Here is a 26,891-nt window from a genome sequence, read left to right as displayed (position 1 = left end):
CCCCTTGATCCGGGATTATTATGAAACATAAAACTGTTATCACTTTAATATTTTCAGGGCTGTTACTGCTTAATACCTTCACACACCCACAAGCGCAAGCACAGTCTTGGGAGCAACACCACCAGCTTACTAATATTCAATCACATGAATTTCGATATGAGACCCACTCAGATAGCAGCTATTTTCTATCTTCACCATTAATTGAATTCGATTCATTGCTAAACAGTAGCCATTGGAATAACGACAATATTCTATATGTTTTGTTAGCAGATACCTTGGTCATGCCCACTCAGGATCTCAACCTAGGTGATAAAATTGTGCTCGTCATTGCTCGTGAAGTGTTCTCACCCAATGATGAAACTTTCATTTTACTGGATGGTGAAGAAAGCTCGATGGGTTCTTTTATCAGCTTACATCAAAATTTTAACGGAAAATTGCAATTTGGTGCATTTCTCCCCAATGGTTCGGAGCTGTATCACGATTATCAGCAACAAACATCCAACAGTAACAAATTGGGGTTTGAATACCACTTTAGCAATGGCAACATTCAGTCTGGATTGGTGTCAGATACGTCTGAATATTTAGCGTTAATGAATGATGTTCAAGCAGATCAGTTTTATGAATTTATGAAGTTAGCGATGACAACTTTCGCTCAAAACCAGTCTCTAAGTATTAAGCAGTTCGATTGGCTTGAGCGAGTATTCCACTCAGGACAAGGTATACAAGACAACGATGAATTCTCTCAGCTATACCTAGATGTCGTTGCTTCAAAATCATTTTATCAGTCAACATACATGGCAAATCAAATTAATGCCAGCTATGTGCCTACGCTTAATCAAGCTCTGTATATTGATGCATTCGACGCACACGCTTCTCGCATGAAGTATTACCAACAGCAATTCGAACGCTTTTCTGACACAGCGAGTTCATTTAATGAAAAAATAAGTTCAACCAATGCGATGAAAGCACTCCATCAAGATACTTCTTATGCGCACGATCAAATCCTTACCCGTATCCAAAATAATATTGATGGGTTGCTAGTAGACATTCAAAAAAGCCGAGAAACGATATTCAGTCAACAACTGTCACTTCTCAATGCCCAAACACAATTCAGCATTGGATTAACCCGTTGGAAACACGATCAAATCATTGGCGCAATCATAAATGGCTTAAATGCTTCAATGTCTTTTGCAAAGGGCGCGGCTAGCGTTTCTGCTGGTGACCCAAGCGGCTCATCAGACATACTGTCTGGCATCACTTTGGCACAGTCAAGTTCTGTTTCTTTAGCAAAAGCTATGAAGTCACTTAGTGCCATGGTAGACAACTTAAACGCCATAGAAACGCAATTGGGCAATTTATATAGCGAGCTGAATGCTGATTTACAAGTGTCTGAAATAGTTGAGAAGTTACAAGCTATGGAAGCAGTTTCTGTGCGTACAGAGTTAGATTTAATGCTATGGGATGCATTTTTAGCTGAAGCTTCAATCAACATTCAAACTGCAATCTCAAAAGGTGTTGCTGGCGCATCAAATTATTTAGCTGAGTTAAACAAGCTAGTAATTTATAGTAAGACATTGACACAAATGAAAAATACCATTGCTGTTGAGCAAGCGAAGTATTTAGATATTCTACTCATGGACAAAGTTAACCAGAATCATGCTCAGCGACTTTCATCATTAATTGATAATTACCATACGACTGAGCAAGGGTATGACACCTTAGTCAAACAAATTGAGCGTGAGCTTGAGCAGGCTAAACGCCCTCTATTCACAACGCTACAACACTATATTAGCGCATATGAGTATTGGAGCTTGAAACAATCCAATGTCACTCTCTCCTTTGGCATGAGCTATGCGGAGCTATTGTCATATCGTTCACAAATTGAGCATGACTATCATCAAGCATTACTCGCGTTTCCAAGGTACCCCCAGACATTTTCCAGTATCAAGCTGAACATTGATAATGAAACGCAAATTAATCGTCTCAAAGAGACTCGCTCCCTGAGCTTCACTGTTCCATTATCACAACCGGAGTTTGCAGGCTTGAGCCGAGTAAGGCTAAGCAAAGTCAGAGCTTGGATTAAAGGTGAGAATATTCCACTTAGCACGAAACTAACCCTCAATATAAAAAACTCTGGGGTATATGAAGACAAATACAATGGCAGCACATTTAGGTTTGCAGGAAAAGCAACAAAACGAGGGTTTCAATATTACAATTGGGCACAATATCCAGAGATACTAATAGATGGAGATGTGAGCAATGAGTTTCAATTTGCTTACTTCGAGCCAACGCCGTTTACTCAGTGGCAAATCAGCTTGCCAAATGATGGGTTAAATCAAAACTTTCAAATACAGGATATTGAGAGTGTAGAGATAGAGTTTTTTGGTAACGCCATCACACAATTTTAAATGCGTTCCATTTACAATGAACGAGTACTTATTACCTTCGTGAGCTCGGCTAAATGTCGAGCTTTTCATCAAATGCATAGCGTGCAAGTTCAACAGATTTATGCAAATTAAGCTTACGCATAATTTTAACTCTATGTGCATCAACTGTTTTATGTGATATATGAAGCCTTTCACCAATTTCCTTATTAGCATATCCATTGGCTATCAGCCTGACAATTTCTTTTTCTCGCTCTGTTAGCTGTTGCTCAGGTGAGTTTGCTCTGTACGTATCGAGCTCTTGCTGTATTTGACTATTTAAAAAACACTTTTTCTTAAGAACACAGTTAATTCCTAAGGTCAATTCTTCAAAAGCTGCATCCTTCACAATATAGCCATCCGCTCCAGCGCTCAAGGCGCGATCTACAACGCGTACATCGTAATGCATAGAGAGAATGAGTACTTTGCAAGATAGCTGTCTTTGTTTCAGTCTACGAGTGAGTTCTATACCGTTTAACATCGGCATGGAAATATCCAAAATCGCCACATCAGGACATTGCTCAAGAATAAGCCTTAATGCAGTTTCACCATCCGATGCTTCTCCATCTAAATGTAATTCAGGCTTCGACTCGATTAGAGATATAAGTCCCTGCTTAAAAATTTTATGGTCATCTGCTACAAATATTCTTACATTTTTCATCGCACTTCTCCTTTTAAAGAGGTAACTGAAATTCAACTCGCGTCCCTTTCGGATTCACTGACCTAATCGAAAATTGTGCACCTATCAAGTTTGCTCGCTCTTCCATCGTCAAAAGCCCTAGCCCCGTCTGCTTATCTAATGACGAAAGCCCTCTACCATTATCTTCAACAACCAGTACAATACATGTGCCGTGGACACTCAGTTCAACGCGAATAAGTGAGGCGCAAGCATGCTTTTGAGCATTACACAGAGCCTCCTGGAAGCAACGAAAAAGGTGTTCTTTATGACTCTCATTACTTAGTTCTATACTGGCAAGAGACAACTGAATCTGTATTTCATTTCCTGCGAAATTTTCTACAAACCCTTTAATTAGCTGAGATAAAGAGCTTTCAGCATAATCGGGCGCTCGTAGTCCATGTGCAAGATGCCTTAAATCTTGAGAAGCTGATGTGATCATATCTACCACCTTCGCCAAGGGTTCCTCAGCGTGGGCAGATGCAATACACATTTGAATATAAATTTTCACTGCTAGTAGCTGAGGTGCAACGCCGTCATGTAGCTCTCGGGAAAGTCGAGTACGTTCTTCTTCTTGCGCATTGAGTAGCTTTATTGCCAATGATTGTCGCTTGTTTGCCAACAACTTCGCCCGCATAGCAGCCTTTTTTAGCTCAGCCCTCTTTTGAGCCACCTCATCTCCTCGTGTGACTACTTCATCAAGCAATAGTGTGTTATTAAACTTCAAAGCTTGTTGACCACGGATCTTTTCCCCTAGCTCACTTAACATGTGTTGCCGATTAATGCATAAGGCGTCGATAAATCCTTGTATAACACTCTGCAAACTTTTTACTTCATGACATGAAATATGCACAATAGGCCACAAAGTGCGTGTTGTGAGTAACTTAGGTGCACCTTGCAACTTGGTAACAAAAGCGGTTAGCTTGTCGATACTTCGTACCACTCGGTGATAGTTTACGTGGTAGTAAGCACATACAAGTCCTCCAATCAATGCCAATAGAACTAAGCTTGCCAAAGGGTAATATCTAGAATGCACAAGGCTGTATTCATCGCCTAACTCAACCCTGAGATACATACGATTAATAGGTCGCGCCTTATTTGCCCGAACCGTGTAGCTATCAGCGATATATATTGGAAATGTCGCATTATTTGGCGCGATAAAGTGCCCATGTTCCTGGGCGGCCTTGTTTTGAACAAAAGAAAATTTAAGTCCTGTCATTATCTCTAGCTGTTTGGATTGCCTTAGTGACAACAACTGCCTTGCAATCCAAATAGTGGGCTCTTCATCATATTCATCGTTAATAAACTGAGTTTCTAATACCAACTGTGAATCTTCGTTTAGATTTGGCTCAGAAAGTAATCGTATTTCTGGAGCTTGTCTTAACTGGGAGTAACTTGGTAGTGAAGAAAATGCAATATCATGTTTGCCTACAAAATGGGTATGTAAAGTGTTAGAAGACACTTTTACTATCTGCATACCTCTTGGGAATAGTGGGCTTTTAAACAAATCTGTGTCTATTGCACTGTGTTGAACATCTTGAATTATTTGCAACATAATGATGTTATTACTTGCTTGGAGAAATAGCTTCTCTAAAAAAAGATTAGCTCCGCTCATTAGGTGGTTTTGAGTTGCTGTATTTAGCCTGCTAACTTCCTGAGTTATTAAAACCACCGCCAAGACTAAAAATATATACAACACCATTAGCCGCTTAACTGACTTTAACATAGTCACAACACAACTTTATCTTCTGGCATAAATGGGCGATGTTGCATTGGATATGTCAAAACAACATCTTTCCCTTTTTTGTAATTAGAAAAGCACGAAGACATAGCATGAACATATGCTAAAATGTCATCATAATCATTGTCTTTTGGGAGAAGCATTGAAGATGTCATATTCGTTCCTTGGTTGACCCCTCTATAGCTAATTTCATATCTCACATGTTCGGCTATAACGATTAAATTACTCGCATGAGCTCGGGGAATGAGTACCAAATAACTATAATTGAACCAATTCCCTATATAGCTACCATCAGGTAGCAGATCTAAGCACTGCATTTCGAATTGTTTCTGAATTTTAAAGAACCTCCCAAGCCCTAACTCTTCTACTAATGCGTCAGCTTCGTCTATCTTTACTAGCAGAGGGACGTAACCACCCACTGTTTCTTGATAAGCGGGCCCTATAAGTATCTCTTGAATTTCGCTTCGACTATATATTCGCTTGTTCTGCTGAGGTGAATCTTGAGACTGAGTTAATTGGGAGAGACTGTATTGTTTCTTTTTGAATAAGAATATAGAAATAAAAATGGACAAGATAGCTGCCAAGAAAACAATGGCGACTTTGGAAAATAAAAGAGCCCAAGTCGGCACTAAATCTGTCGTAACATACTTTGCCTCCCAATACTCTTGGATCTCTCTTTTTTGGTTTTCATTAATATTTTGTACTGCCTTATTTAAAATGCTTAACAGAACATCATCATCGTTTCTAACCGCGATACTTAACCTCATGTGTTCAGGCAAACGCTCCGCTATTTTCAAATTCATATATCCATCATGGTTAATTGAATAGGCAATAACCATCGCACTATCTACAAACCCATCCACTTTGAGTGCTGACGCTAAGTCCATTCCTTCACGCACCGATTTAACGTGGCGCAACTTAATACCAGGATAATTAGCTCTGAGCTTTTCTTCGTATGAGTAACCCTCCACCAAAGCGATTGTTTTACTTTTATATGATTCGCTAGTACTCCAATCTGCATCTTTATGAACTGCTATAGCAAATGCATACGATAGGTACGGTTGAGTAAAGTTTACATAAAGCTCCCGTACCTGAGTTTGCATTGCAGCAGATACAAAGTCACAGTCTCTTTGCTTAATGGCTTCTAGTGTGCTCGTCCAACTATTGGTAGGAAATAATTCGAAATTGATGCCCAACCCATGTGAAATAAGTGCTAAGTAATCTGCGATATAGCCTTGATGGCGGAAACCGTCATCTATCCACTCCAATGGCTTCCATTGCGGGTCTGCACAATATGTAAATGAAGAATTTTCATTCAAATACTCTATTTCTTCAGAAGTTAAGTGTTCGAGTAAAAGCTCTTTATCTTGATGGAAAAAAATTTTTGTTTCTCGCCCTTCACATGTATTCCAAAGCACTATGTAAAAAAGGGATATAGTAAGGACAACTCTCAGGCAAACAAGTCGCATAAGATACTCTCAAAGAAGTACAACAACCCATTACAATTGATACCAAAAATTAACATAAGTTTCAACATTGGAGACCTTTATTTTACAAATATACAATGAAATATAAAGGCTGTAAGACTTATACTCATAAAAAATGCCCGATGAAAAACATCAGGCATTTTAGGGGTAACTACAATGCAGGTATTAATAACAGAGTAAAAAGTTAACTTTATTACTCTTCACCCTCTTCTTGATTGTGCAGCTCTAAACTCGCTGACATGGCTTTCTCACGTGTTGACTTCGCAGAGTCATTACGCAGCGCATCTACGCGGTTCAGGTAATTCTGGTCGATATCACCGGTGATGTATTGACCGTCAAATACTGACGTTTCAAAGCGAGTGATCTCAGGGTTTTCTTCACGCACCGCGGCGATTAAATCGGGTAATGATTGATAAATCAAACCATCTGAGCCAATGCTCGCATTGATATCTTCTACTTCACGGCCATGTGCAATCAATTCAGCAGCCGATGGCATATCTATACCATAAACGTTCGGGAAACGTACCTCAGGTGCCGCCGATGCAAAGTAAACATTTTTTGCCCCGGCTTCACGTGCCATTTCTACGATTTGCGCTGAGGTTGTACCACGTACAATAGAGTCATCAACCAATAGAACATTCTTGCCCTTAAACTCACTGTCAATCGCATTGAGCTTACGGCGTACAGACTTCTTACGCATTTCTTGGCCCGGCATGATGAATGTACGGCCGATGTAACGGTTTTTCACGAATCCCTGACGATATGGTAAATCCAGCACAGATGCGATTTCTAGTGCGATATCACATGAAGTTTCAGGAATTGGAATAACCACGTCAATTTCTTTATCAGCCCATTCTCTGGCAATTTTCTCACCAAGCTTGGTGCCCATGTTCACACGAGTTGCATATACAGACATTTTGTCGATGACTGAGTCAGGGCGCGCAAAATAAACAAACTCAAAGATACAAGGCGCATGTGTGGTCTTTTTAGCACACAACTGTGAATGAAATTCACCGTCTTCTGTTACGTAAATTGCTTCACCTGGTGCAACATCACGTACAAAATCATAACCATCAATTTTCAGTGCAACACTCTCAGACGCAAACATATACTCTGTTCCCTGTTGCGTCTCACGCTTACCGAATACTAATGGGCGAATACCGCTTGGGTCTCTAAACGCCAAAATACCATGGCCGATGATCATCGCAATGCTTGCATAACCACCTGTCGCTTGGGCATTCACTTCACTGATAGCAGCAAACATATCTTCTGCATCAAGCTTCATTTTTTCAGACTTACCAAGCTCATAAGCTAAGATGTTCAGTAACACTTCTGAGTCTGATGTCGTGTTAACATGACGGCGTGCCTGTGTGAACAATCGTTCTTTTAACGCTTCCGCATTCGTCAGATTGCCGTTATGCGCAAGCGCAATGCCGAACGGTGAGTTAACATAGAAAGGCTGCGCTTCTGCGGAGCTTGACGAGCCTGCAGTTGGGTAACGCACATGCCCGATACCGATACTGCCTTGTAGTCGCTTCATGTGACGAGTATGAAATACATCCTTCACTAAGCCGTTTGCTTTACGTAAACTAAACGTATTGTTGTCAATGGTAATAATACCTGCCGCATCTTGGCCACGGTGCTGCAAAACAGTTAAGCCATCATAGATCGCCTGATTAACAGGAGACTTTCCGACTATCCCAACGATACCACACATTAAAATTTCCTCGCCGATTAACGGTTTACTGAATTCAAAAAGCTGGAGTTATGTTCTAGATAGGCAAAAAACCACTCTATAACAAAGCCAAATTCAGGGATCAAAGTTGATGCTGGCCACCACTGCGTATTTGGCGCACCGGTGAATGCATCGAGAAAAAACAATAAGGCGCTCACGACCAATACGCCCCTTAATGCACCAAAAACGAGTCCGAAGATTCGATCGGTACCGGTCAAGCCTGTGCGTTGCACAATCTCACCTAAAATATAGTTAACAAACCCGCCCAACAGTAAGGTCGCAAAAAATAATATGGTTATTGCGGCTGCATTTCTTAAAAGGGGTTCTGAAATGGAAGTTAGGAAGGTTGCTAGATATTGATAGAATAAGCTGGAGATGAAAAAGGCACCAATCCAAACGGCTAATGACATGGCTTCTTTAACAAAACCACGAATTAATCCGAAGAATGTCGATAAAGCGACAATACCAAGAATTGTGTAATCAACCCAGTTCATATAAACCAATAAGTCGTTAATTTGGGGCGCATTCTATAAGAGCCGCTGGGCAATTACCAGATCATTTTGCAATTTCGAATTGTGTCAAACGCCCATTAAGCTTAGTTAATTTCTTTAATTCTGGTAACTTAGCTTCAAGTTTTGCCTTATTTAAATCTGGCCCAACGAACACCTTTGTCAGAGTGCCATTGGGAGTTTGTACCGGACGAGTGAACGCCTTAAATCCATTTTTGGTCAATTTTGCAACCAACGCATCGACATTGGGTTTGTGAGAGAAACTCCCCAATTGAATCACATACGCCATACTGGTGAAGTTAGAGCTAGACGCCCGTGTCGGCGTAGGAGTTTTTTCTACAACTTTTGATTCACTCGTACTAGGGCTCTTAGTTTCTTTCTTAGATGGCTCTGTTGACGTGGTGCTGCTTGGTGTTGCCGATACTTCGTCGTCTGTAGTGGCCGCTACATACTGTTGATCATCAGCGGCAATATCTTCAATTGGCGCGCCAGCCACTTTGGGTGCCAGCTCAGCTCTCTCATCAATATCTTGTTGTAAATCAACAGTCGTGAATTCAGGCCGCTCAGGAATAGCTTTAAACCCCTCTTTATAGTGAACCTTTTCACCATCAAGAATGTTAGGAATAAAAATTATGGCAGCTACCACAACAATGCTGGTACCCACTAAGCGATTTACAAATCCTGAATCCACTTTACTACTCTCTATTTTTGCCAATATTTAATGGCGTCAGCCACCGTGAGGAATGAACCAAATATGATTAACACAGTATCATCCTTCTGTGTTGCCAATATTTTATCCAATGCAGCTTTCACGTTGTCATAACCTAAACACTCTGCTCGCGTATGCTGTGCCACCAAGCTCTGCAAGTTCTCTGCTTGTTCAGCTCTTGGCCCATGCAACGAGGCGCATGACCAAACATCAATCACATCAGAGACTTCTTGAATAACGCTTGCTTTATCTTTGTCTGCAAGCATAGCGATTAATGCATGGATTTTAAACCCTCGTTCCTTAAATAGAGCCATTTTTTGCTTCAAATATCGAGCCGATTCAGGGTTATGCGCCACATCTGTATAAACTTTAGGCGAATCACTAAGTTGCTGAAAACGTCCTTCTACTTGTAACTGTGACAAACATGAGCGAATCACCTGCTCACTTGGTAGTAACGTTAGCTTAGCTAAAGTAGTCAATGCGGTCGCCACATTTTGTATTGGGATGGCTGGCGTCGCAAATTCATAGTTGTATTGCTGATAGCGCCACTCAAATCCTTGCTCTGTGACAACATGGCTAAAGTCGCGATTTGCCAGTACCATATCTGCATTGATTTGTGTGCCATAGTCAGTCACTGTGTGCGGAATATTTAAATCACCCACAATTGCTGGGGTATCACTTCTGAAAATACCTGCCTTGTCATAACCCACCAATTCTCTTGTATCACCCAAGTACTCCTTGTGATCTAAGTCTATTGTGGTTATCACACTAGCATACGGCGTCACAATGTTAGTGGCATCAAAACGGCCACCTAGGCCCACTTCTAACAGAATGTAGTCCACGGCATAACGCTTGAAAATGGCAAGCGCGCCAAGGGTGCCATATTCAAAGTAAGTCAGTTGTGTGTCACCTCTGCCCTGTTCAAGCATATGGAAAGCGTCTACATGGTCCTGATCGCAAAGTTGTGCGCCATTTATGCGCACACGTTCATTATAGTGAACCAAGTGAGGTGACGCGTAAGTGCCTACACTAAAGCCTTGAGCAAGCAGCAAAGACTCTAAACAGCGCGCGGTTGTTCCTTTACCATTGGTGCCACCAATGAGGATAATTTTACTTGAAGTGTTAAGTAACTGGGTTTGTTCGGCAACGTGCTTAACGCGCTCTAGGCCCATTTCGATGTTTGCAGGGTGAACACCCTCTAAATAACAAAGCCAATCATCAAGACTAGATGATTGGCCAGGGATTTGAACTGTCATCAATAAAATAGCTTAAATGGAAAAAGTTACGCTACTCTATGCTCTTGTTCGGTAGAAGGCAAGTTCATAAACTTAGCCAAAACACGTGCAAGGGTGTCACGCATTTCTCGGCGGTCAACTATCATGTCAATAGCGCCGTGTTCGAGCAGGAATTCACTGCGCTGGAACCCCTCTGGTAAAGTTTCACGCACTGTTTGCTCGATAACGCGAGGGCCCGCAAAACCAATCAATGCTTTTGGCTCTGCCACATTGATATCTCCTAGCATTGCTAACGAGGCCGATACGCCACCCATGGTTGGATCTGTCAGTACAGAGATAAACGGTAAGCCACGCTCAGACATTTTGGCCAGTGCAGCACTGGTTTTAGCCATTTGCATCAGTGACATAAGAGCTTCTTGCATACGTGCACCACCTGATGCAGAGAAACATATCAACGGCATGTTGTGTGCCAAACACTCATCGACTGCATCGACAAATCTAGCACCTACAACCGATGCCATTGAACCGCCCATAAACGCAAATTCAAAAGAAACCGCCGCTACAGGCATACCTTTTAAGCGACCTTTCATTGCAACTAACGCGTCTTTTTCACCACTGACTTTTTGCGCAGCAGTGATACGATCCGAATACTTTTTCGAGTCTTTAAACTTTAATATATCTTTTGGCTCATGATGCGCGCCTAATTCTTGGCGATCTGCATCATCCAAAAATAACTCAAGACGCTTTCTAGCGCTCAAACGCATGTGATGATCACACTTAGGACATACGTTTAAAGACTTCTCTAATTCTGCTTTGTATAAAATAGAATCACAATCTGTACATTTAGCCCAAACACCCTCAGGGATTTCTTTTTTACCTGACGATTTTGTGGTCTTAGGTAAGATTTTTTCTAACCAACTCATGGCAACTCTCTTATTGCTAATCTGTGTCGCTAGTCTGTATCTTTACAGACAAATTTTCTTAATTAAAACATGAATTAGTTATCAGAGATATAAAAAACTGGTCTTAGTAGTCCAATATTATTACATTCTCTGAAAACTATTTAGATTAATCTATTCTGGTAAAAACAGCGGCCCCAGTGGCGTTGAAGGGATCTGCCATTTTTCAGGATAATCCACATCCACCAAATATAGTCCATTTGGCTTAGCTGTGGCACTTGCTTGCGTTCTGTCTTTTATATCCAGTAGATGCTGCATCCAATCAGGAGATTCTTTACCAATCCCAATATCTATCAAACACCCAGTGATGTTACGCACCATATGATGTAAAAACGCATTGGCTTTAATATCGATCACTACATAATTTCCCACACGTTCCACGTTGAGGTGATGGATATTACGAAACGGTGTGTTGGATTGGCAGTGCACTGCGCGGAAGGAAGTAAAATCTTGCTCACCAATCATTGCAGGACACGCGGCCTGCATAAGCTTTTCATCCAATGCATGATGATAATGTGTCACGCCGCTGCGTAAAATTCCTGGGCGAAACGGGTGATTGTAGATTACATAGCGGTATCTTCTAGCCGTTGCACTAAAGCGTGCATGAAACTCATCATCTACTTGTTGCGCATAACGAATCGCAATGTCATCAGGTAACTGAGAATTGAGACCCAATGTAAAGGCACTCATATCACGCTGAGCGTGCGTATCAAAGTGCACGACTTGACCTGTAGCATGAACACCTGCGTCGGTACGACCTGCGCATACGATATCGATAGGATGATTACAGATCCGCGACAACGCGGTTTCTAATTCTTGCTGAATACTATTTACATGTGACTGTCTTTGCCAACCACTATAACTTGCACCGTTATACTCGATACCTAATGCAACACGCATACTGACTACTACCTCCATACACAATAGCGGAGCATTTTATGCGATTGCACCGATGAATAAAAGCTTAGTGGCGCTCTAAGCCCAGTTATTACATATTTATCGCTAAATTAGATAGTCGTTTTGAGCTATACCTGACGCTTCAAGCTTTGGGAAAATCCGTGAACCTCAGACCCTTTGATAGGTGGGCTATAAAAGTAGCCTTGTACAATAAAGCAATTGTTCTTTTGTAGAAAATCTATTTGTTCTTGCGTTTCTACACCTTCTGCAACCACTTGGAGCTTAAGCTTTTGCGCCATCGCGATAATCGCTGCGGTGATCTCCATATCGTTTTGGTCCTCAGGTATATCTTGTACAAAAGAGCGGTCAACCTTGAGCATATCAACGGGGAAACGCTTCAAATAACTCAATGATGAATAGCCTGTACCAAAATCGTCAATCGATAAGGCAACACCCAGCTTTTTAATTTCGTGTAACTGTGTGATAGCCGCCTCGACATCACCCATTAGCATACTCTCTGTGAGCTCTAAATGAAGCAAATGCGGTGGCATTTTTGTACGCTCTAACACATCCGATAAAGTGCTTATGAGGCGGTCATCTTTAAACTGACGTGCCGATAAGTTGATAGACATATTACCCGCTTGTCCCAACGCTTGTAATTGCATTGAAAAGCGACAAGCTTCGTCAATCACCCACTCACCTAGCTCCACAATCATGCCGGTTGCTTCTGCTATATGAATAAATTTATCAGGCGGGATAAACCCTTTTTCGGGATGATACCATCTGATCAAGGCTTCATAGCCAATCACTTCCAAAGTTTGGCTGTTAACCTGCGGCTGGTAATTTAGCTTAAATTGCTTTGCTTTGAGGGCAATGCGCAACTCATTTTCAATAAACAGCCTTTCATTCGCTGCTGCATCTAGTTCTTGAGAGTAAAAATGAAAGGTGTTGCGCCCTTTTGCTTTTGCTTCATACATGGCCAAATCAGCATGCTTTAGTAACTGCTCTTCTTCTTGGCTATCAAACGGAGCCATGGTAATACCAATACTGGCACTAACAATAACTTCGTTATTGCCAAGCTTGATGGGCTTATTGATGGTTCTCTGAATAATATGAGCCACTTCCATGGCGTTATCTCGATTGTCGATGCCACTGAGTAACACCGCAAACTCGTCTCCGCCTAAACGTGCTATGGTATCTTCCGCACGCAAACGGTTTTTTAGGCGCTCAGCCACTTCCACCAACAACCTGTCACCGGCATCATGACCCAATGTATCGTTTATTCGTTTGAACTCATCCAAATCAAAATAAAACAATGCAAATGCATAATGACCACGCCCAGCTAACGCCATTGATTTGCGTAACTGCATCCTGAAAAACGTTCTATTCGCCAATCCGGTTAAGGTATCAAAGTACGCCAACTCTTCCATCTTGCGCTGGCTTTCTTTAACGAATGAAATATCTTGTGCGGAGGCAACATAACTTGAGATGGTGCCATCGGCTTCACGTATCGGCGAAATACTTAAACTTACCCAGATTGGGTCTGTTCCAGCGCCTTCAAGTACGGTGTCCCCACGCCAGTAATTACGGCTTCTTAAATCAATATCTATATCATCAATTAAAATAGCCATATCCGATGAAATAATGCTTAATAAGGGGGCATTTATAAACTGTGCTTCTTCAAACCCCGTCATTTCAATCATTTTCGGATTAACATATTCAATTTCAAAATTGCCATTGGTGATAGCCACTGCCGTTCCCGAGAAGGATACTGCTTTTGATAAACGGTTGGCTTGCTTTTCGGCTTTTTCTTTTTCTTGTATACGTTGGTTTAAGCCACCGACTAAGGCTTTGATCTCAGCACTCATTTTATTGAATGCGTCATTCAACAAACCTATTTCGTCATTACTGCTAGGCAGGTTTGGCGTCTCCCACTGCCCTTTACCAAAACCAGATACTGCACCAACTAAGGCATTGATTCGGCTGAGAACTAATTGATACAACACCTGATGCAACAACAACGCCACAAACACGGCATATAGAATAAACAGACCAAACAACTTAACTTTTAACGCTTGAATGTTGGCAAGAGTTACATCTCGCTTTTTGTAAGTGCCTACATACCAGCCCAGCTTTTTGAGAGAAGTGATATTGATTATGTGATCCTGACCCTCACGTTCAAACTCTCCTTGGTATTCTGCCAACTTAGAGGACAACACAGGCTGAAAAACCTTACTTAATGCAGGAAATAAGTCTGACGTTTCTTCGGCGCCATGATTTTGCAATGTGGCTTTTCCCAAACTCGGCGCAGCAATGATTTCTCCCTCGGCACTAAAAATGACATAGCCTTGATGCTCATCAGGAGAGAGTATCTGAGCCAGCATATGATTGACTTCAATGTCTGACCCCGTAAAACCAATGTATTCATCTTTATGGTACAGCGGCACCAACACGCTTATTACCCACTTGTTCCAGACTTTGTCAAAGTGAACATCTGACCACAATGCCTCTCGTGTTGGGTTTAGCTCTTCAGTGAGTAAAGGCAGGATATGAGCATTGAGCACTTTTTGTCTGTCAATTTGATTGATTAAAACATTTGGCGGAGCAACTCGTACAAAATCACCAGTGGTATATAAATAAAAATTAAAGAAATCTTGTAATAGTGGAGGCGCTAACACATTCCATAGGGATTCTGATTGAGCAAATAGGTGCGTTTGCTGTTCATTCAAACTAGCCTCAGATGTTAGCTGTGCCGCTGATAAACCATTGCTCGCGGTGCTGGCGTACACCCCATTTTCTTTACGAATTTCGATAAACGGTGCGTTAACGGTATTTCTTATCTGTGAATATAGCTCTTTTGCAACGATAGCGTTTGCTTGCTCAGCCAGATTGGTTTTGTGATCAAGATGATGGTTAAACTGCTGAATTAGCTGATTACTAACGCGTTTAAGTTCATTGTACTCTTCGTGGATCAGTTGTCTTTCTTCAGATTTCAGCATGAGTGCCGCAGCAAAAATTCCCGCGATCACGCACACTGCCGAGATAAGTATGGATAACTTAACACTGAGCGAGTGTATTCCAAATCGTGAAGGGGGTCGGCGATTGACCACAGCTAAACCCTTATATTAGTTGTTATTTTTAAGCATTTAATCGGACAAATATAACAGATACTTAACTGTCACGCCAAGCCTATAAAATACCAATTGCACCGAAAGTTGGTTTTTATAAGGCCTTATATAAAACTAATGCTTGTAGAAACAAATTAAAGTATGTTAATAATGTAGGCAGATTACTTAGATGTTAAAACCTAACCATGAATTTTATTGTTACACGCACTTACAATTTTTCTTTTTTAGCTTCTTCCGATGAGGAGGCTTATCTGTTTGCGCGTAACACAAATAGTAGGCCTCCCAACTGGGAGGTTTTTTTTTGCCAATGGGAATGAGGACCTATGACTGAAGACACTTTAAACGCTCTGCGTAGCGATATAAATGAGATTGACTCCGAGCTGTTAATCCTATTAGCCAAGCGCCGCCGCATAAGCTATAGCGTTTTAGAATATAAAATAGCAAATCAGAAGCCTATTCGTGACGAACACCGCGAACAAATACTTCTAGAAAAACTAATAAGCTATGGCAAATCACTTGGACTAGATGCTTTTTATATCAATAATGTATTTCAAATCATTCTGGAAGACTCGGTTTTAAACCAACAAGCTTTATTACAGAAGAATTTAAACCCAGAAGCGGTAGGCGACACGCACCGCGTTGCCTACTTGGGTGGCCCGGGTTCATATAGCCAGTTAGCCTGTCACAAGTATTTTAGTCGCAGACCCGGTAAACTTATCGAAATGGGCTGTCAAAGTTTTGAGCAAATCACTGAACAAGTAGAAAAAGGGCAAGCTGATTTTGGTCTTCTTCCTATTGAAAACACCAGTTCAGGAAGTATCAACGAAGTGTTTGATTTACTGCAACACGCACAAGTTTCTATTGTTGGTGAAGTCACGCACACCGTTGAACATTGTCTACTGGCACTACCTGATACACAGCTCAAAGATGTCAATAAGTTATTTGCTCACCCGCAACCATTTGCCCAGTGCAGTAAGTTTGTTCAGGGCTTAGGGGATGTGCTGCACGAAACTTGTGATTCAACGTCAAGCGCCCTACAAAGTGCTCTGAATACGCCAAACAGTGCTGCCATTGGTTCTGCACAAGCAGGTAGAGATGTAGGCCTTGAAGTCATAAAAACAGGTTTGGCTAATCAGGCCGAAAACCACAGCCGCTTCATTGTTGTTGCACGTAAGGCTCTACAGGTATCAACACAGATCCCAACTAAGACGAGCCTGATAATGGCCACTAAACAACAGGTTGGTTCACTGGCTGATGCATTAATGGTGTTTAAACAGCACAATATTAATATGGTGAAACTTGAATCACGCCCAGTACCTGGCAACCCATGGGAAGAAATATTTTACGTCGATCTAGTCGCCAATATTGCCTCGCCAGATGTGCAAAGGGCACTAGAGGAACTCAAAGATCACACACAATATGTGCGCATATTAGGCTGCTATCAAAGTGAATCTATAAAAGCTGTCGAGGTACTTTAACTTTACTCTTGTAGATAATGGACAAGCAAAGGAAGTAAATCTCCCTTTGCTTGACACAATTGTTAGCGCTTAGTCTAGCACTTTTGCGTCATTGGCTTTGTTTAACAAACCACGGCTTTGGCTTAAAAATTGCGCTGCGCTATCTGAAAAATACTGTTTCGCTTGAGTAAAGGCATCTATTAGCGCTTCTTTATCACCCCTTTGCAGCTTTTCTAAGGTACTGGCAAAGGTTTCTTGATAGCTGGCCAATAACCCTTCAACATCATCAAATTGCGCGAGCATAATGTCTGAATATAGCTCAGGAGATTGTGCAAACAACCGCCCAACCATCATCAATTCCAGCTGATAGATAGGCGATGAACAGCTGCGCAGCTCTTCTAGCGTGTGACATTGTTTTGATAAAAACTGACCATAAACAAAGGTGGTCAAATGTCGCATAACCTGAATGATTTGCATGGCTTGATCATGCTTCTTCGCATCTATTTCAACTAATTGACTGCCCCACACACCAAGCTGCTTTAACAAACCAGTACATTGCGCATGGGCACGCCCTTCACAAACGACAATGGTTTGTTTTACCCAATGAGAAATATCAGGACCAAACATTGGATGCAAACCCACTACGGGCCCGCTATGCTTGTTAAGCATGACCTTTAACGGCTGTTGCTTTACAGAGGTAATATCAGCCAAAATACATTCTTCGGGTAGCGCGGGTAGACTATTCACCACGCTCTCGATGGCATTGATAGGCACACTGATCAGCACCAGTTTAGCATCAGCTAACAGTACACTAGCTTGCGCCTGATCGTCTTTATCCAAAATTCTCACTTCATAGCCAGAGCGCTCTAGCTGTTTTGCAAACAATTGCCCCATTGCTCCTTTACCACCAACAATCACCACTGGTGATAGTTCTGGCGCAACACATGCTAGTCTACTTTGTTGATTTTCATATGCCTCGCGCATCATTCTGCGCAGGATATCTTCAACCAGATCTGGGTTTACATTCAGGTTTTGCGCTTGCTCGCGTCTTGACGCTATCAGTTGCGCTTCTCTGTCTGGAGCGTGCAATGGCGCGCCTGTTTGTTGTTTGATGGTGCCAACCTGCTCGGTCAGCGCACGGCGTTTTGCCAATAAGTTCACCAACTCAGTATCACACTGGTCAATGCCTTGTCTTAATTCATTTAAATCCATTACGCTCGCCAAAGGGTGTAAAGATAAAATTACAGAAGTAAAAAATACGATACAAGGAGTCTATCAAGATAGTGAAGAGGATAAAAGCGCAAAGGCACTTTATGTTAGCTGAAATTTTCGAGGTTACAAACCAAAACAGGCCACTCAAAGAGTGGCCTGTTTTTTTAGCGAGGTAAACGCCCGTATTAGTTAAGTTTCTCTTTAATACGTGCTGATTTACCTGAACGCTCGCGCAAGTAGTAAAGCTTAGCACGGCGAACCGCACCACGACGCTTAACTGCAATGCTGCTGATTAGAGGGCTGTGCGTTTGGAATACACGCTCAACACCTTCACCGCTCGAGATTTTACGAACTGTGAAAGCTGAGTGTAGACCACGGTTACGCTTAGCGATTACAACACCTTCAAAGGCCTGTAGACGCTCTTTTTCACCTTCTTTTACACGAACCTGAACAACAACTGTGTCACCAGCGCCGAATGCAGGTACGTCTTGCTTAAGCTGTTCAGCTTCAAGCTCTTTAATAATATTTTGGTTTACTTTTGCCATTTTATTTCTCACATTCCTAGGTGTAACTGTCTTCTAGCCACAAGCTTCTTGGTACTCGTGCTGAAATTCAGCGAGTAGTGTCGCTTGCTCCTCAGTCAGAGCTAGGTTACGCAACAAGTCTGGACGTCGTAACCAAGTTCTGCCTAACGACTGCTTTGTGCGCCATTTGGCTATCTCTTGGTGGTTTCCACTGAGTAATACAGCAGGCACCTTTTTGCCATCCAATGTTTCTGGCCGAGTATAGTGAGGGCAATCCAACAAGCCATCCGAAAATGAGTCTTGCTCCGCAGATTGGTTATGACCTAACACCCCTGGCACTAGTCGCGCGACTGCGTCGATTAATGTCATGGCTGGAAGTTCACCCCCGCTGAGGATAAAATCACCAATGGACCATTCTTCATCTATATAAGACTCGATGATCCGCTCGTCTATACCTTCGTAGCGACCAGCTACTAAAATCAATTTTTCAGACTTGGCCAATTCGACCGCGCCTTGTTGATCTAGTTTTCGCCCTTGAGGGGACATATAAATTACTTTAGCGCCTTCGCCTGCTGCCGCTTTGGCCGCAAGTATTGCTTGTTGCAATGGCTGCACCATCATCAACATGCCAGGACCACCACCGTAAGGTCTGTCATCCACCGTTCTATGCTTATCAGTTGCATAGTCCCGAGGATTCCAACAGTTAAAATCGATTAAACCGTTTTTAACTGCGCGTCCTGTAACGCCTTGTTGGGTAATTGCATCAAACATCTCAGGAAAAAGTGAAATCACTCCGACCCACAGAGAATGTTGTTGCAAAGGTTTTTCCTGGCTCATTAAAAGCTAGGATCCCAATCAACAATAATTTGTTTTTCTTCGTGTTTAACTTCTTTGATAACTGAATCAGTTAGAAAAGGAATCAAACGCTCAGATTGACCAAATGCATCTTTCTTGTTTGCTTTCACAACCAAAACGTCATTTGAGCCCGTCTCCATCAAGTCATCAACTTGTCCTAAGTCATAACCTTTATCGGTTACAACAGACATGCCAATGAGATCTCGCCAATAGAACTCCCCATCGGGTAGTTCTGGCAGTTGCGCAGCATCTACAGAAATTTCTGCATTGGTGAAAGCCATTGCTTGGTCTCTGTCGTTTACTTGCGCGAACTTGGCGATAAAGCCCTTGTTGTGGCGACGCCAGTCGCTTACTTCAAGGGTTTGCCATTTACCTTGTTGCCCTATCAACCATGGGCTGAAATCGAAGATCCCTTGGGGATCATCAGTAAATGAATGCACCTTAAGCCAGCCCTTAATACCATAAGGGGCACCAAGTTTACCTACTACAATAATCGTGGTGTTTTCTTGACTCATGGTTACACTTACGCCTATTAAGCCGCTTTACGAGCGTCTTTAACTAACTTAGCTACGCGATCTGTTAGAGCTGCGCCTTGACCTACCCAGTGTTCAACACGAGCTAGATCTAAACGAATTTTCTCTTCCTGACCTTGAGCGATAGGGTTAAAGAAACCTACTTTCTCGATGAAACGACCGTCACGCGAGAAACGGCTATCCGCAACCACAATTTGATAGAAAGGACGCTTTTTAGCGCCACCACGTTGCAAACGAATAGTTACCATACCGTCCTCTGAATAGATTGACTGTTTTCATTAATAAGATTTACTTCCCACTATTGGGAAGCTGGGGAATTGTACGAGTTTTTTTCAACAATGCAAGTAAGAATTGACTTTTCTCACTATGTCACTTGAATTGTGCGCACTTTAGCGGCACTGAGTATATATAAAGTGTACAGGATGAGTAACAGGGTGGCGCTTGAGTAAAGCGCACCCTGACAATTATATTACAAAGCGTACTTAAAGTTTATCGCAAAATGACGACCGGGCTGGCTATATTGGCTCAAATCGTCCTCAACACTCTGACCTGCCACACTATTATAGTGGGTGTAATGTTTATCCAAAACGTTAAATAACCCGCCGTTTACCTGCCAGTGGCCGAAGCGATATTGCGCGAATAAGTCTAATGTGCCCCAACCTGGGGTCTTTGCACTATTCTCAGTCGGCACTTTGTCCATCTTTTTTGCCGCTCGCATAGCAGCAGTGAAAGACAAGTCTCCTAATTCATACTTCGCTTTAAGGTAACCATGGAGTGGGCTAATCGATTCTAGGTAGCTATCGTTCACCTTATCCTTACCGTGCATATAGGTTACCCCGCCATCAATCGCAAACTGGTCAGAAAACCAAACCGTATATGAGGCCTCTACCCCTTCTATTTCTACATCAGAGAGATTTTGATATTGATAGTAGGCTTTGTTAACCCCCGGTATACGGGTAGCTTCACTACGAACCAGTTTAGAGGCAATAAAGCCATCAAATTGCGTGTTGAAGGTAGTGAACACAAACTGGTGATTATCAAAATCACCGCGTAAACCTAACTCAACACCTTCACTGTACTCAGGCGCTAACTGTGCATTAGGCAATATTTGATAAAAAGGCTCTACACCGTGACTTTGATAGGCCTGATCATGCGGTGGGATCTTAAACCCTTCAGCATATTGTGCATACACACGTAAGCTGTCAGTGAATGAATAAACTAGACCGATTTTTGGTGAGAATGCTGTTTCGTCAATATCTTTAAATTCACCACTATATAAACTACTTTGCTTAGCGCGCATATCAAATCTGTCCCAGCGCAATGCCATTTGCAAGTCGAGGGTATCTTTAATCAAGGCTGCGTTATTTTGCACAAAAATCCCTAACATGTCGGTATCCGCGCCCGGAAATGCTTTTTGTGGCTCATTCAAAAACACGCTTTGCCCCGACATGTCAAAACGCGACTTTAGCCTTGGGCGTACCGTGTCATAACGCTCAAAATCTACGCCATAAACAAACTGATTTTTGATGCTGTCCGCTGTCCATACTTTATCCAACACCAACTTGGCACCCATTATTTGTTGCTCAAAACGGTAGTTATTGCTGTCGATATATGGACCTGAGCGTCCATTACCAGCGCGTAGTTGGTCACTGCGCTGCTCAAAATTGGTGATATAGACTTGTGCGTCTAAGTTGTCATAAGCCAGTGTAGGAAGTGTACTTTTATATGCCAAAGAGAAAGATACATTACTATTGTCATCTTGGGTTTCATGGCTACCAAGGTCGACTAATTGCTCGGTTTCTTGCCTAAAGTAATCCACCGATGCCAGTAACAGGCTGGTATCTGTCAAACTATGCTGAGACTTTAAGACTAGCGCGGTACTTTGATAATCAAACTCGGGCAGTGTTTCTTGGTAATTTTGCGTCTCGCTACCATCGCGGTGAGTTAATTGAATGGATGTGGCATTGTCGCCAAAACGTTTTGCAAATACACCCGAGAGTGACGTTTCATCACTTAAGCCATTAAACCCCGCTTGTAGGCTAACATATTGGTCGCCGCCACTTAGGTAGTCGGTTGGGGTTTTGGTAGTGATCACCACAATACCACCCAATGCATCAGAGCCATAAAGCGACGAGGCTGCGCCTTTTGCGACTTCAATTTGGCGAATGCCATCTACATCCAAGTAGCCTCGACCTACTAATAATCCCTGCCCTCCATCATAGGCGTCGTTTACTCTGCGGCCATCTTTAACATAAACCACACGGTTACCACCCATACCTCTAATATTGAGTGCTTGAGCCTGCCCTGCATTGCCCGTTGCATTAATCCCTGTTTGATAGCGGAATGCCGTACTCAGATCAACCGCCAGCTCGTCTTCAAGATCTTGTTCGGTAACAACATTCACACTCCCCGCCACATCGCCAAGCGCCTGCTCTACACGCGAGCCCGTTACGACGATCACGTCCTTATTTTTCTCAAATTCTTCAGCCTGCACACTCGGAGCTCCCGACCAAGCGACTAGAATACCCAAGTAAATTGCCGTGTGTCTAAATACCATTTGTAAATACCTCAAAAAGGGAATGCTTCATTTTTTTTGCACTATAAAAGCACCTGAGAATAATTGCAAATAAAAATAGTTATCATTTGCATATTTATATGGATTTAGAAATTCTAATTCGCTATGATCCCTCATACACTCACAACCAGACTGCGCTCACGGCATATCGCTTTGCTACTTAGCGCACACTTTATGAGAAATTAATGAGGTACAGAATGAAATTACGCTTATATCTGCTGGTCGCTCTATTCACCCAAAGTTTTGCAGCACACGCGGAACGCATCGCGATCGCTGGCGGCACACTAACAGACATTGTTTTTGCCATTGGTGCAGGCGAGCAAGTTGTCGCGATTGATACCTCAAGTACCTCCCCTGCACGGGCTCAATCATTACCCAAAGTCGGCTATTACCGTGATTTATCCGCAGAGGGAGTGCTATCACAATCTCCTTCACTGGTGTTAACACTCGAAGGCAGCGGTCGTGCGGAGGTGCTGACCCAACTTAAGAGCACGGGAGTACGTGTTAATCACTATCCAAAACCAACGCAAGTCAAAGAGCTGTTCGCCCTAATCGACAGACTCGGTAGCGACCTAAACAAACAGCAACATGCCAGAGCGCTAATTCGTAAGTTGCAACAACAGCTTCCAGAAAAAGCTGCACTGACACAAACTAAAGCCATGTTCATTCTATCGGCGAGTGAGCGAGGCATTTTGGTCGCAGGCTCCGATACCGTGCCGGATATTTTGTTCAACTACGCAGGAGTTGAAAACCTTGCCACTGAAGCGGGATTCAAACCTTACAATATAGAATCCGTTGTGGCCGCTGATCCGGACTTTATTGTCGCGCCAAGCCACACCGTCGACTCGCTAGGAGGGAAGAAAAAGTTTTGCCAGTTACCTTCCCTCGCACTTGTGCCTGCTGCACAAGAGTGTCGCTTACTGGTCATGGACTCATTAATTTCAATTGGTATGACATCTCGTTTGCCTGAAGCCATTGCGCAACTTAGTGCGTTCCAACGAGAGATATTATGAGCAGTTTGGCATCTCCTTTTGTCGAAAATAAGCGTCATATTCAGTGGTATTGGTTCAGCTGTGCGTTGTTAGGGCTGCTCGCATGGCTATCCCTTAGTAGTGGAGCTATTGGCTGGGATTGGAAAATGCCTATCGTATGGTTGCTGCCCGAGTCAATGACGGGTGATGTACAACCTCTACACTTGACTGTAATGACACAAATTCGCCTGCCAAGGCTGCTACTAGCAATTCTAGTCGGCTCAGTGCTTGCCAGTGCTGGCGCTGCAACCCAAGCTCTGTGTCGAAACCCACTGGCCGATCCCAGTCTCATGGGGGTCACAGGTGGCGCAGCTGTAGGTGCTGTGTCAGTGATAGCGCTCTCAGCGCAAGTCAGCTTTATTCACGAAGCCATGGTTGCGCCAGCTGCTTTTGCGGGAGCTTTAGCCGTGACGGGGTTAATCTACAAAATTTCTAACCACCACGGACAAATTCAAATCACCACTTTGTTATTGGCTGGTGTCGCGATAAACGCCATGGCCATGGCTGTTATTGGCTTATTTAGCTTTTTTGCTGATGACAGCTCACTGCGCTTAATGACCTACTGGCAAATGGGCTCTTTGGGCGGTGCAAGCTGGTCTGGGATGCAGTACGGCGCTCCGCTTATTGTACTAAGTATCTATGCCCTCTTTGTGCGCCGCAAGAAAATCAATGCCTTGATGTTAGGCGAGCGTGAAGCCCGCCATTTAGGTGTCAATGTGAAGCAGCTAAAAGCTGAAATCGTGTTTATTGTGGCATTGGGTGTGGGTAGCGCGGTGGCGCTTTCAGGCATGATTGGCTTTGTCGGCTTACTGGTCCCGCATATCGCGCGATTGTTAGTCGGCCCTGACTTAAGACGCATGTTACCGCTGAGCATCTTACTTGGCTGCGTCGCATTGCTGCTCGCAGATTGGGTGTCACGCTTAATTGTTGCCCCCTCGGAGTTACCCATAGGCATAGTTACTGCGTTATTTGGTAGTCCATTTTTTATCTATCAACTATTAAAACAAAAGCGAGGCCAGCATGCTTAGCTGTCAAAATGTATCAATTGAGCGCGGTAATAGGCGAATCTTGGACAGCATCAACTTCACAGCGCAAAAAGGAGAGTTGATTGTTTTACTGGGTGAAAATGGTGCTGGTAAATCCACACTGTTAAGTGCCATCTGTAACGATATCTCGTACACCGGACAGATCACCATAGATAATCAACCGCTCCAGAGTTTTGATGAGCTCACGCTCGCCACAAAAAGAGCGGTGCTGTTACAAAACAATCAGGTTAACTTTTCATTTAGCGCCACAGAGCTTATTGCGATGGGCCGCTATCCTTATCATGAATCGATACATGAACAAAAACAGGTGGTTAAGCAACTCATTGCGCAATTAACTCTGGAAAAGCTGGCTGTGCGAGATGTGACGGCATTGTCAGGTGGAGAATTTCAACGTGTGCAATTTGCACGCTGCTTAGCACAACTTGATGCCCATAAAGCCAATACCAAAGGCAAGCTGATGCTACTGGATGAACCCACATCCGCTCTTGATATGCACCACCAGCATTTAACATTGAGCAAAGCTAAGTCATTTGCCCAACAAGGTAATATCGTCATTGCAGTTTTACATGATCTGAACTTAACTTCTCTGTACGCTGACCGTGTACTACTGCTAAATAACGGACAACTATGCCATGACGGCACACCAACAGAGGTTTTACAATCCTCAGTACTACAACCGATTTATAAGACACACATGCAAATAACAACGCATCCAACTTATCAAATACCCATGATATTTTCAGAACCACAACTAGGAGTTACCCATGCGTGAACAAGCTGCTTTTGAAGCACGCACTTTAGTCAGACAATCCAATGTTTGCGTTATTTCAACCATTTCAAAAAACTTAGCTGGATATCCATTTGGCTCTGTCTCCCCATTTATGAGCGACAATGAAGGACGCTTAATCTTCTATATCGCAGGCATAGCGCAGCATTCTCGCAATCTGACTGAGAACAGCAAAATGTGTGCAACCGTGTTTGATGCCGCCGAGCAAGGGGATCAAAATGCCCATGCCCGCGTCACGATAGTAGGCGACGCCGCCCCCGTTCCACAAGATGAACATGACGCCCTACTCACTCGCTATGAACGTCAATATCCAGAAGCCATAAGCTACCGCCAAGCGCACGACTTTCAACTATGGCGCATGGATGTAAAGCGTGTACGCTACATCGGCGGTTTTGGTCATATTTTTTGGATTGAAAAAGACGAGTGGCAGCAAAGTTCGCCGCAATGGGGTTTAGAGGACGAAACGCACATGGTCAACCATATGAACCAAGATCACAGTGACGCAAACCAACTGATTTTAAAGCTCACGCACGGTATCGACAGCGACGATGTAGTGATGACCACCCTCGTCAGCGATGGCTGCTATCTGCGTGCCAATGAAAAAAACTACTATGTGCAATTTGATACACCCTGTTTAGAGAGCACCGATGTGCGAAAAGCACTGGTGAAGCTCACCAAAGCAGCGCGAGAGCAGCCACCACATGTAAGAACAGTCGTTGTGAGCGAGTAACCCTAGCCGCCTCCTTCCAAGCAACTTATCAGGCTTGATAGTAAAGCGACTATCAAGCCTAGATCTGCTCCTCACTTAAATAAACACGGCACAATCTAGTACCTTAACTCTCTCACTTTCAAAACCTGCGCCTTTAATAGCGTAACGCTCACATTACAAGCATGTCTGCGCCTCCCATAAAGACAATACACTCTCCTAAAAAGCTATAATTTAAAAAAAAGAAAATGGCTACAAGACAAATTAGAATCCATGATTATGGTGGTTTTTTAGTCATTCACATTGCTGTTAAATGATGCTAACTTTGTTACTGATAAGGGGTCGCAGTTTGAATTTATCAACCGAACCGCTTATTTATTTGTATAAATCTACACACAAGGAAAGAAACCATGAAAGAACTAAACCTTAAAAACTGTCAAAAAGTGGTTGGTGGTAATTCATCTAGTTCAGCACATTTAGAGCTTGGCGTCTCGAAGCCTACGAGGCCTAAATAGTTAAGCCAAAAACTTAAACACAAGGAAACAAACCATGAAAGAACTAAACCTTAAAAACTGCCAAAAAGTGGTTGGTGGTAATTCATCAAGTTCAGCACATTTAAAGGTCGGCGTCTCGATGCCAAAAAAACCTAAGTAGCCCTACTTTTTA

General features: G+C 42.9%; 22 protein-coding genes. 6 read left to right on the top strand and 16 right to left on the bottom strand.

Translation table 11 applies throughout. The features are described from left to right. Window positions 1–20 precede the first annotated feature (20 nt). Window positions 21–2,408, top strand: a complete 2,388-nt coding sequence (locus tag C2M32_RS07730) for a hypothetical protein (RefSeq protein ID WP_105167875.1) — start codon at window positions 21–23, stop codon at window positions 2,406–2,408. A gap of 49 nt (window positions 2,409–2,457) precedes the next feature. Here C2M32_RS07730 and C2M32_RS07725 read toward each other — a convergent pair whose 3' ends face one another. The 10 genes from C2M32_RS07725 to C2M32_RS07680 form a co-directional block, all read right to left on the bottom strand. Next, entirely contained in the window at window positions 2,458–3,084 is a 627-nt protein-coding gene (locus C2M32_RS07725; RefSeq protein WP_105167874.1) for a response regulator, read from the bottom strand. A 13-nt stretch (window positions 3,085–3,097) separates the two neighbouring features. Further along, window positions 3,098–4,654 carry a sensor histidine kinase gene (locus tag C2M32_RS07720; RefSeq protein ID WP_158678167.1) on the bottom strand — a complete coding sequence of 519 codons (1,557 nt, stop codon included), beginning with the start codon at window positions 4,652–4,654 and terminating at the stop codon, window positions 3,098–3,100. A 173-nt stretch (window positions 4,655–4,827) separates the two neighbouring features. Next, window positions 4,828–6,309, bottom strand: a complete 1,482-nt coding sequence (locus tag C2M32_RS07715) for a transporter substrate-binding domain-containing protein (protein ID WP_105167872.1) — start codon at window positions 6,307–6,309, stop codon at window positions 4,828–4,830. A gap of 211 nt (window positions 6,310–6,520) precedes the next feature. Then, on the bottom strand, window positions 6,521–8,044 hold the full coding sequence (gene purF, locus C2M32_RS07710) for an amidophosphoribosyltransferase (protein WP_105167871.1): 1,524 nt from the start codon (window positions 8,042–8,044) through the stop codon (window positions 6,521–6,523). A 17-nt stretch (window positions 8,045–8,061) separates the two neighbouring features. Then, entirely contained in the window at window positions 8,062–8,556 is a 495-nt protein-coding gene (locus tag C2M32_RS07705; protein ID WP_105167870.1) for a CvpA family protein, read from the bottom strand. Window positions 8,557–8,617: 61 nt separating this feature from the next. Further along, window positions 8,618–9,262, bottom strand: a complete 645-nt coding sequence (locus C2M32_RS07700) for an SPOR domain-containing protein (RefSeq protein WP_105167869.1) — start codon at window positions 9,260–9,262, stop codon at window positions 8,618–8,620. A gap of 11 nt (window positions 9,263–9,273) precedes the next feature. After that, window positions 9,274–10,536: a bifunctional tetrahydrofolate synthase/dihydrofolate synthase gene (folC, locus tag C2M32_RS07695; protein ID WP_105167868.1), complete on the bottom strand. Its 1,263-nt coding sequence runs from the start codon at window positions 10,534–10,536 to the stop codon at window positions 9,274–9,276. A gap of 26 nt (window positions 10,537–10,562) precedes the next feature. Continuing rightward, window positions 10,563–11,438, bottom strand: a complete 876-nt coding sequence (gene accD / locus C2M32_RS07690) for an acetyl-CoA carboxylase, carboxyltransferase subunit beta (RefSeq protein ID WP_105167867.1) — start codon at window positions 11,436–11,438, stop codon at window positions 10,563–10,565. Window positions 11,439–11,588: 150 nt separating this feature from the next. Continuing rightward, window positions 11,589–12,374: a tRNA pseudouridine(38-40) synthase TruA gene (gene truA / locus C2M32_RS07685; RefSeq protein ID WP_105167866.1), complete on the bottom strand. Its 786-nt coding sequence runs from the start codon at window positions 12,372–12,374 to the stop codon at window positions 11,589–11,591. A 125-nt stretch (window positions 12,375–12,499) separates the two neighbouring features. Continuing rightward, window positions 12,500–15,481 (bottom strand): EAL domain-containing protein, encoded by a 2,982-nt coding sequence (locus C2M32_RS07680; protein ID WP_105167865.1) that lies wholly within the window; start codon window positions 15,479–15,481, stop codon window positions 12,500–12,502. Between the two features lie 341 nt (window positions 15,482–15,822). Between C2M32_RS07680 and C2M32_RS07675 the strand changes: the two genes are divergently transcribed. Continuing rightward, complete coding sequence (locus C2M32_RS07675; RefSeq protein WP_105167864.1) at window positions 15,823–16,977, top strand: chorismate mutase; 1,155 nt, start codon at window positions 15,823–15,825, stop codon at window positions 16,975–16,977. A 69-nt stretch (window positions 16,978–17,046) separates the two neighbouring features. Here C2M32_RS07675 and tyrA read toward each other — a convergent pair whose 3' ends face one another. From tyrA to C2M32_RS07645, 6 genes are all read right to left on the bottom strand, one after another. Continuing rightward, the gene (gene tyrA, locus C2M32_RS07670; RefSeq protein WP_442792698.1) at window positions 17,047–18,168 is read right to left on the bottom strand and encodes a bifunctional chorismate mutase/prephenate dehydrogenase; all 1,122 of its coding nucleotides are present in this window, start codon (window positions 18,166–18,168) and stop codon (window positions 17,047–17,049) included. Window positions 18,169–18,353: 185 nt separating this feature from the next. Further along, a complete protein-coding gene (gene rplS / locus C2M32_RS07665; RefSeq protein WP_070992439.1) occupies window positions 18,354–18,713 on the bottom strand; it encodes a 50S ribosomal protein L19 in 360 nt (119 codons plus the stop codon). Between the two features lie 33 nt (window positions 18,714–18,746). Then, complete coding sequence (gene trmD, locus C2M32_RS07660; protein WP_105167862.1) at window positions 18,747–19,529, bottom strand: tRNA (guanosine(37)-N1)-methyltransferase TrmD; 783 nt, start codon at window positions 19,527–19,529, stop codon at window positions 18,747–18,749. Then, window positions 19,529–20,062, bottom strand: a complete 534-nt coding sequence (gene rimM / locus C2M32_RS07655) for a ribosome maturation factor RimM (RefSeq protein ID WP_105167861.1) — start codon at window positions 20,060–20,062, stop codon at window positions 19,529–19,531. The genes trmD and rimM overlap by 1 nt, the downstream gene beginning before the upstream one ends. 17 nt (window positions 20,063–20,079) lie before the next feature. Beyond that, window positions 20,080–20,328 carry a 30S ribosomal protein S16 gene (gene rpsP / locus C2M32_RS07650; protein WP_105167860.1) on the bottom strand — a complete coding sequence of 83 codons (249 nt, stop codon included), beginning with the start codon at window positions 20,326–20,328 and terminating at the stop codon, window positions 20,080–20,082. A gap of 221 nt (window positions 20,329–20,549) precedes the next feature. Further along, window positions 20,550–22,637 (bottom strand): TonB-dependent receptor domain-containing protein, encoded by a 2,088-nt coding sequence (locus tag C2M32_RS07645; RefSeq protein WP_105167859.1) that lies wholly within the window; start codon window positions 22,635–22,637, stop codon window positions 20,550–20,552. Between the two features lie 215 nt (window positions 22,638–22,852). On the opposite strand from C2M32_RS07645, the gene C2M32_RS07640 reads away from it, so the two are divergent. Genes C2M32_RS07640 through C2M32_RS07625 form a run of 4 tightly spaced genes read left to right on the top strand, consistent with a single transcriptional unit; the run spans window position 22,853 to window position 26,249 of the window. Next, window positions 22,853–23,668 (top strand): heme/hemin ABC transporter substrate-binding protein, encoded by an 816-nt coding sequence (locus tag C2M32_RS07640; protein WP_234401255.1) that lies wholly within the window; start codon window positions 22,853–22,855, stop codon window positions 23,666–23,668. Then, window positions 23,665–24,714, top strand: a complete 1,050-nt coding sequence (locus C2M32_RS07635; protein WP_105167857.1) for a FecCD family ABC transporter permease — start codon at window positions 23,665–23,667, stop codon at window positions 24,712–24,714. Before C2M32_RS07640 ends, C2M32_RS07635 begins: the two co-directional genes overlap by 4 nt. After that, window positions 24,707–25,504: a heme ABC transporter ATP-binding protein gene (locus C2M32_RS07630; protein ID WP_105167856.1), complete on the top strand. Its 798-nt coding sequence runs from the start codon at window positions 24,707–24,709 to the stop codon at window positions 25,502–25,504. Before C2M32_RS07635 ends, C2M32_RS07630 begins: the two co-directional genes overlap by 8 nt. Further along, window positions 25,497–26,249, top strand: a complete 753-nt coding sequence (locus C2M32_RS07625) for a HugZ family pyridoxamine 5'-phosphate oxidase (protein WP_105167855.1) — start codon at window positions 25,497–25,499, stop codon at window positions 26,247–26,249. The genes C2M32_RS07630 and C2M32_RS07625 overlap by 8 nt, the downstream gene beginning before the upstream one ends. Window positions 26,250–26,891 lie beyond the last annotated feature (642 nt).

The sequence above is a fragment of the Pseudoalteromonas sp. T1lg23B genome, assembly GCF_002964665.1.
Taxonomy (GTDB): domain Bacteria; phylum Pseudomonadota; class Gammaproteobacteria; order Enterobacterales; family Alteromonadaceae; genus Pseudoalteromonas.
This window is presented reverse-complemented; position numbering and strand designations above follow the sequence as displayed.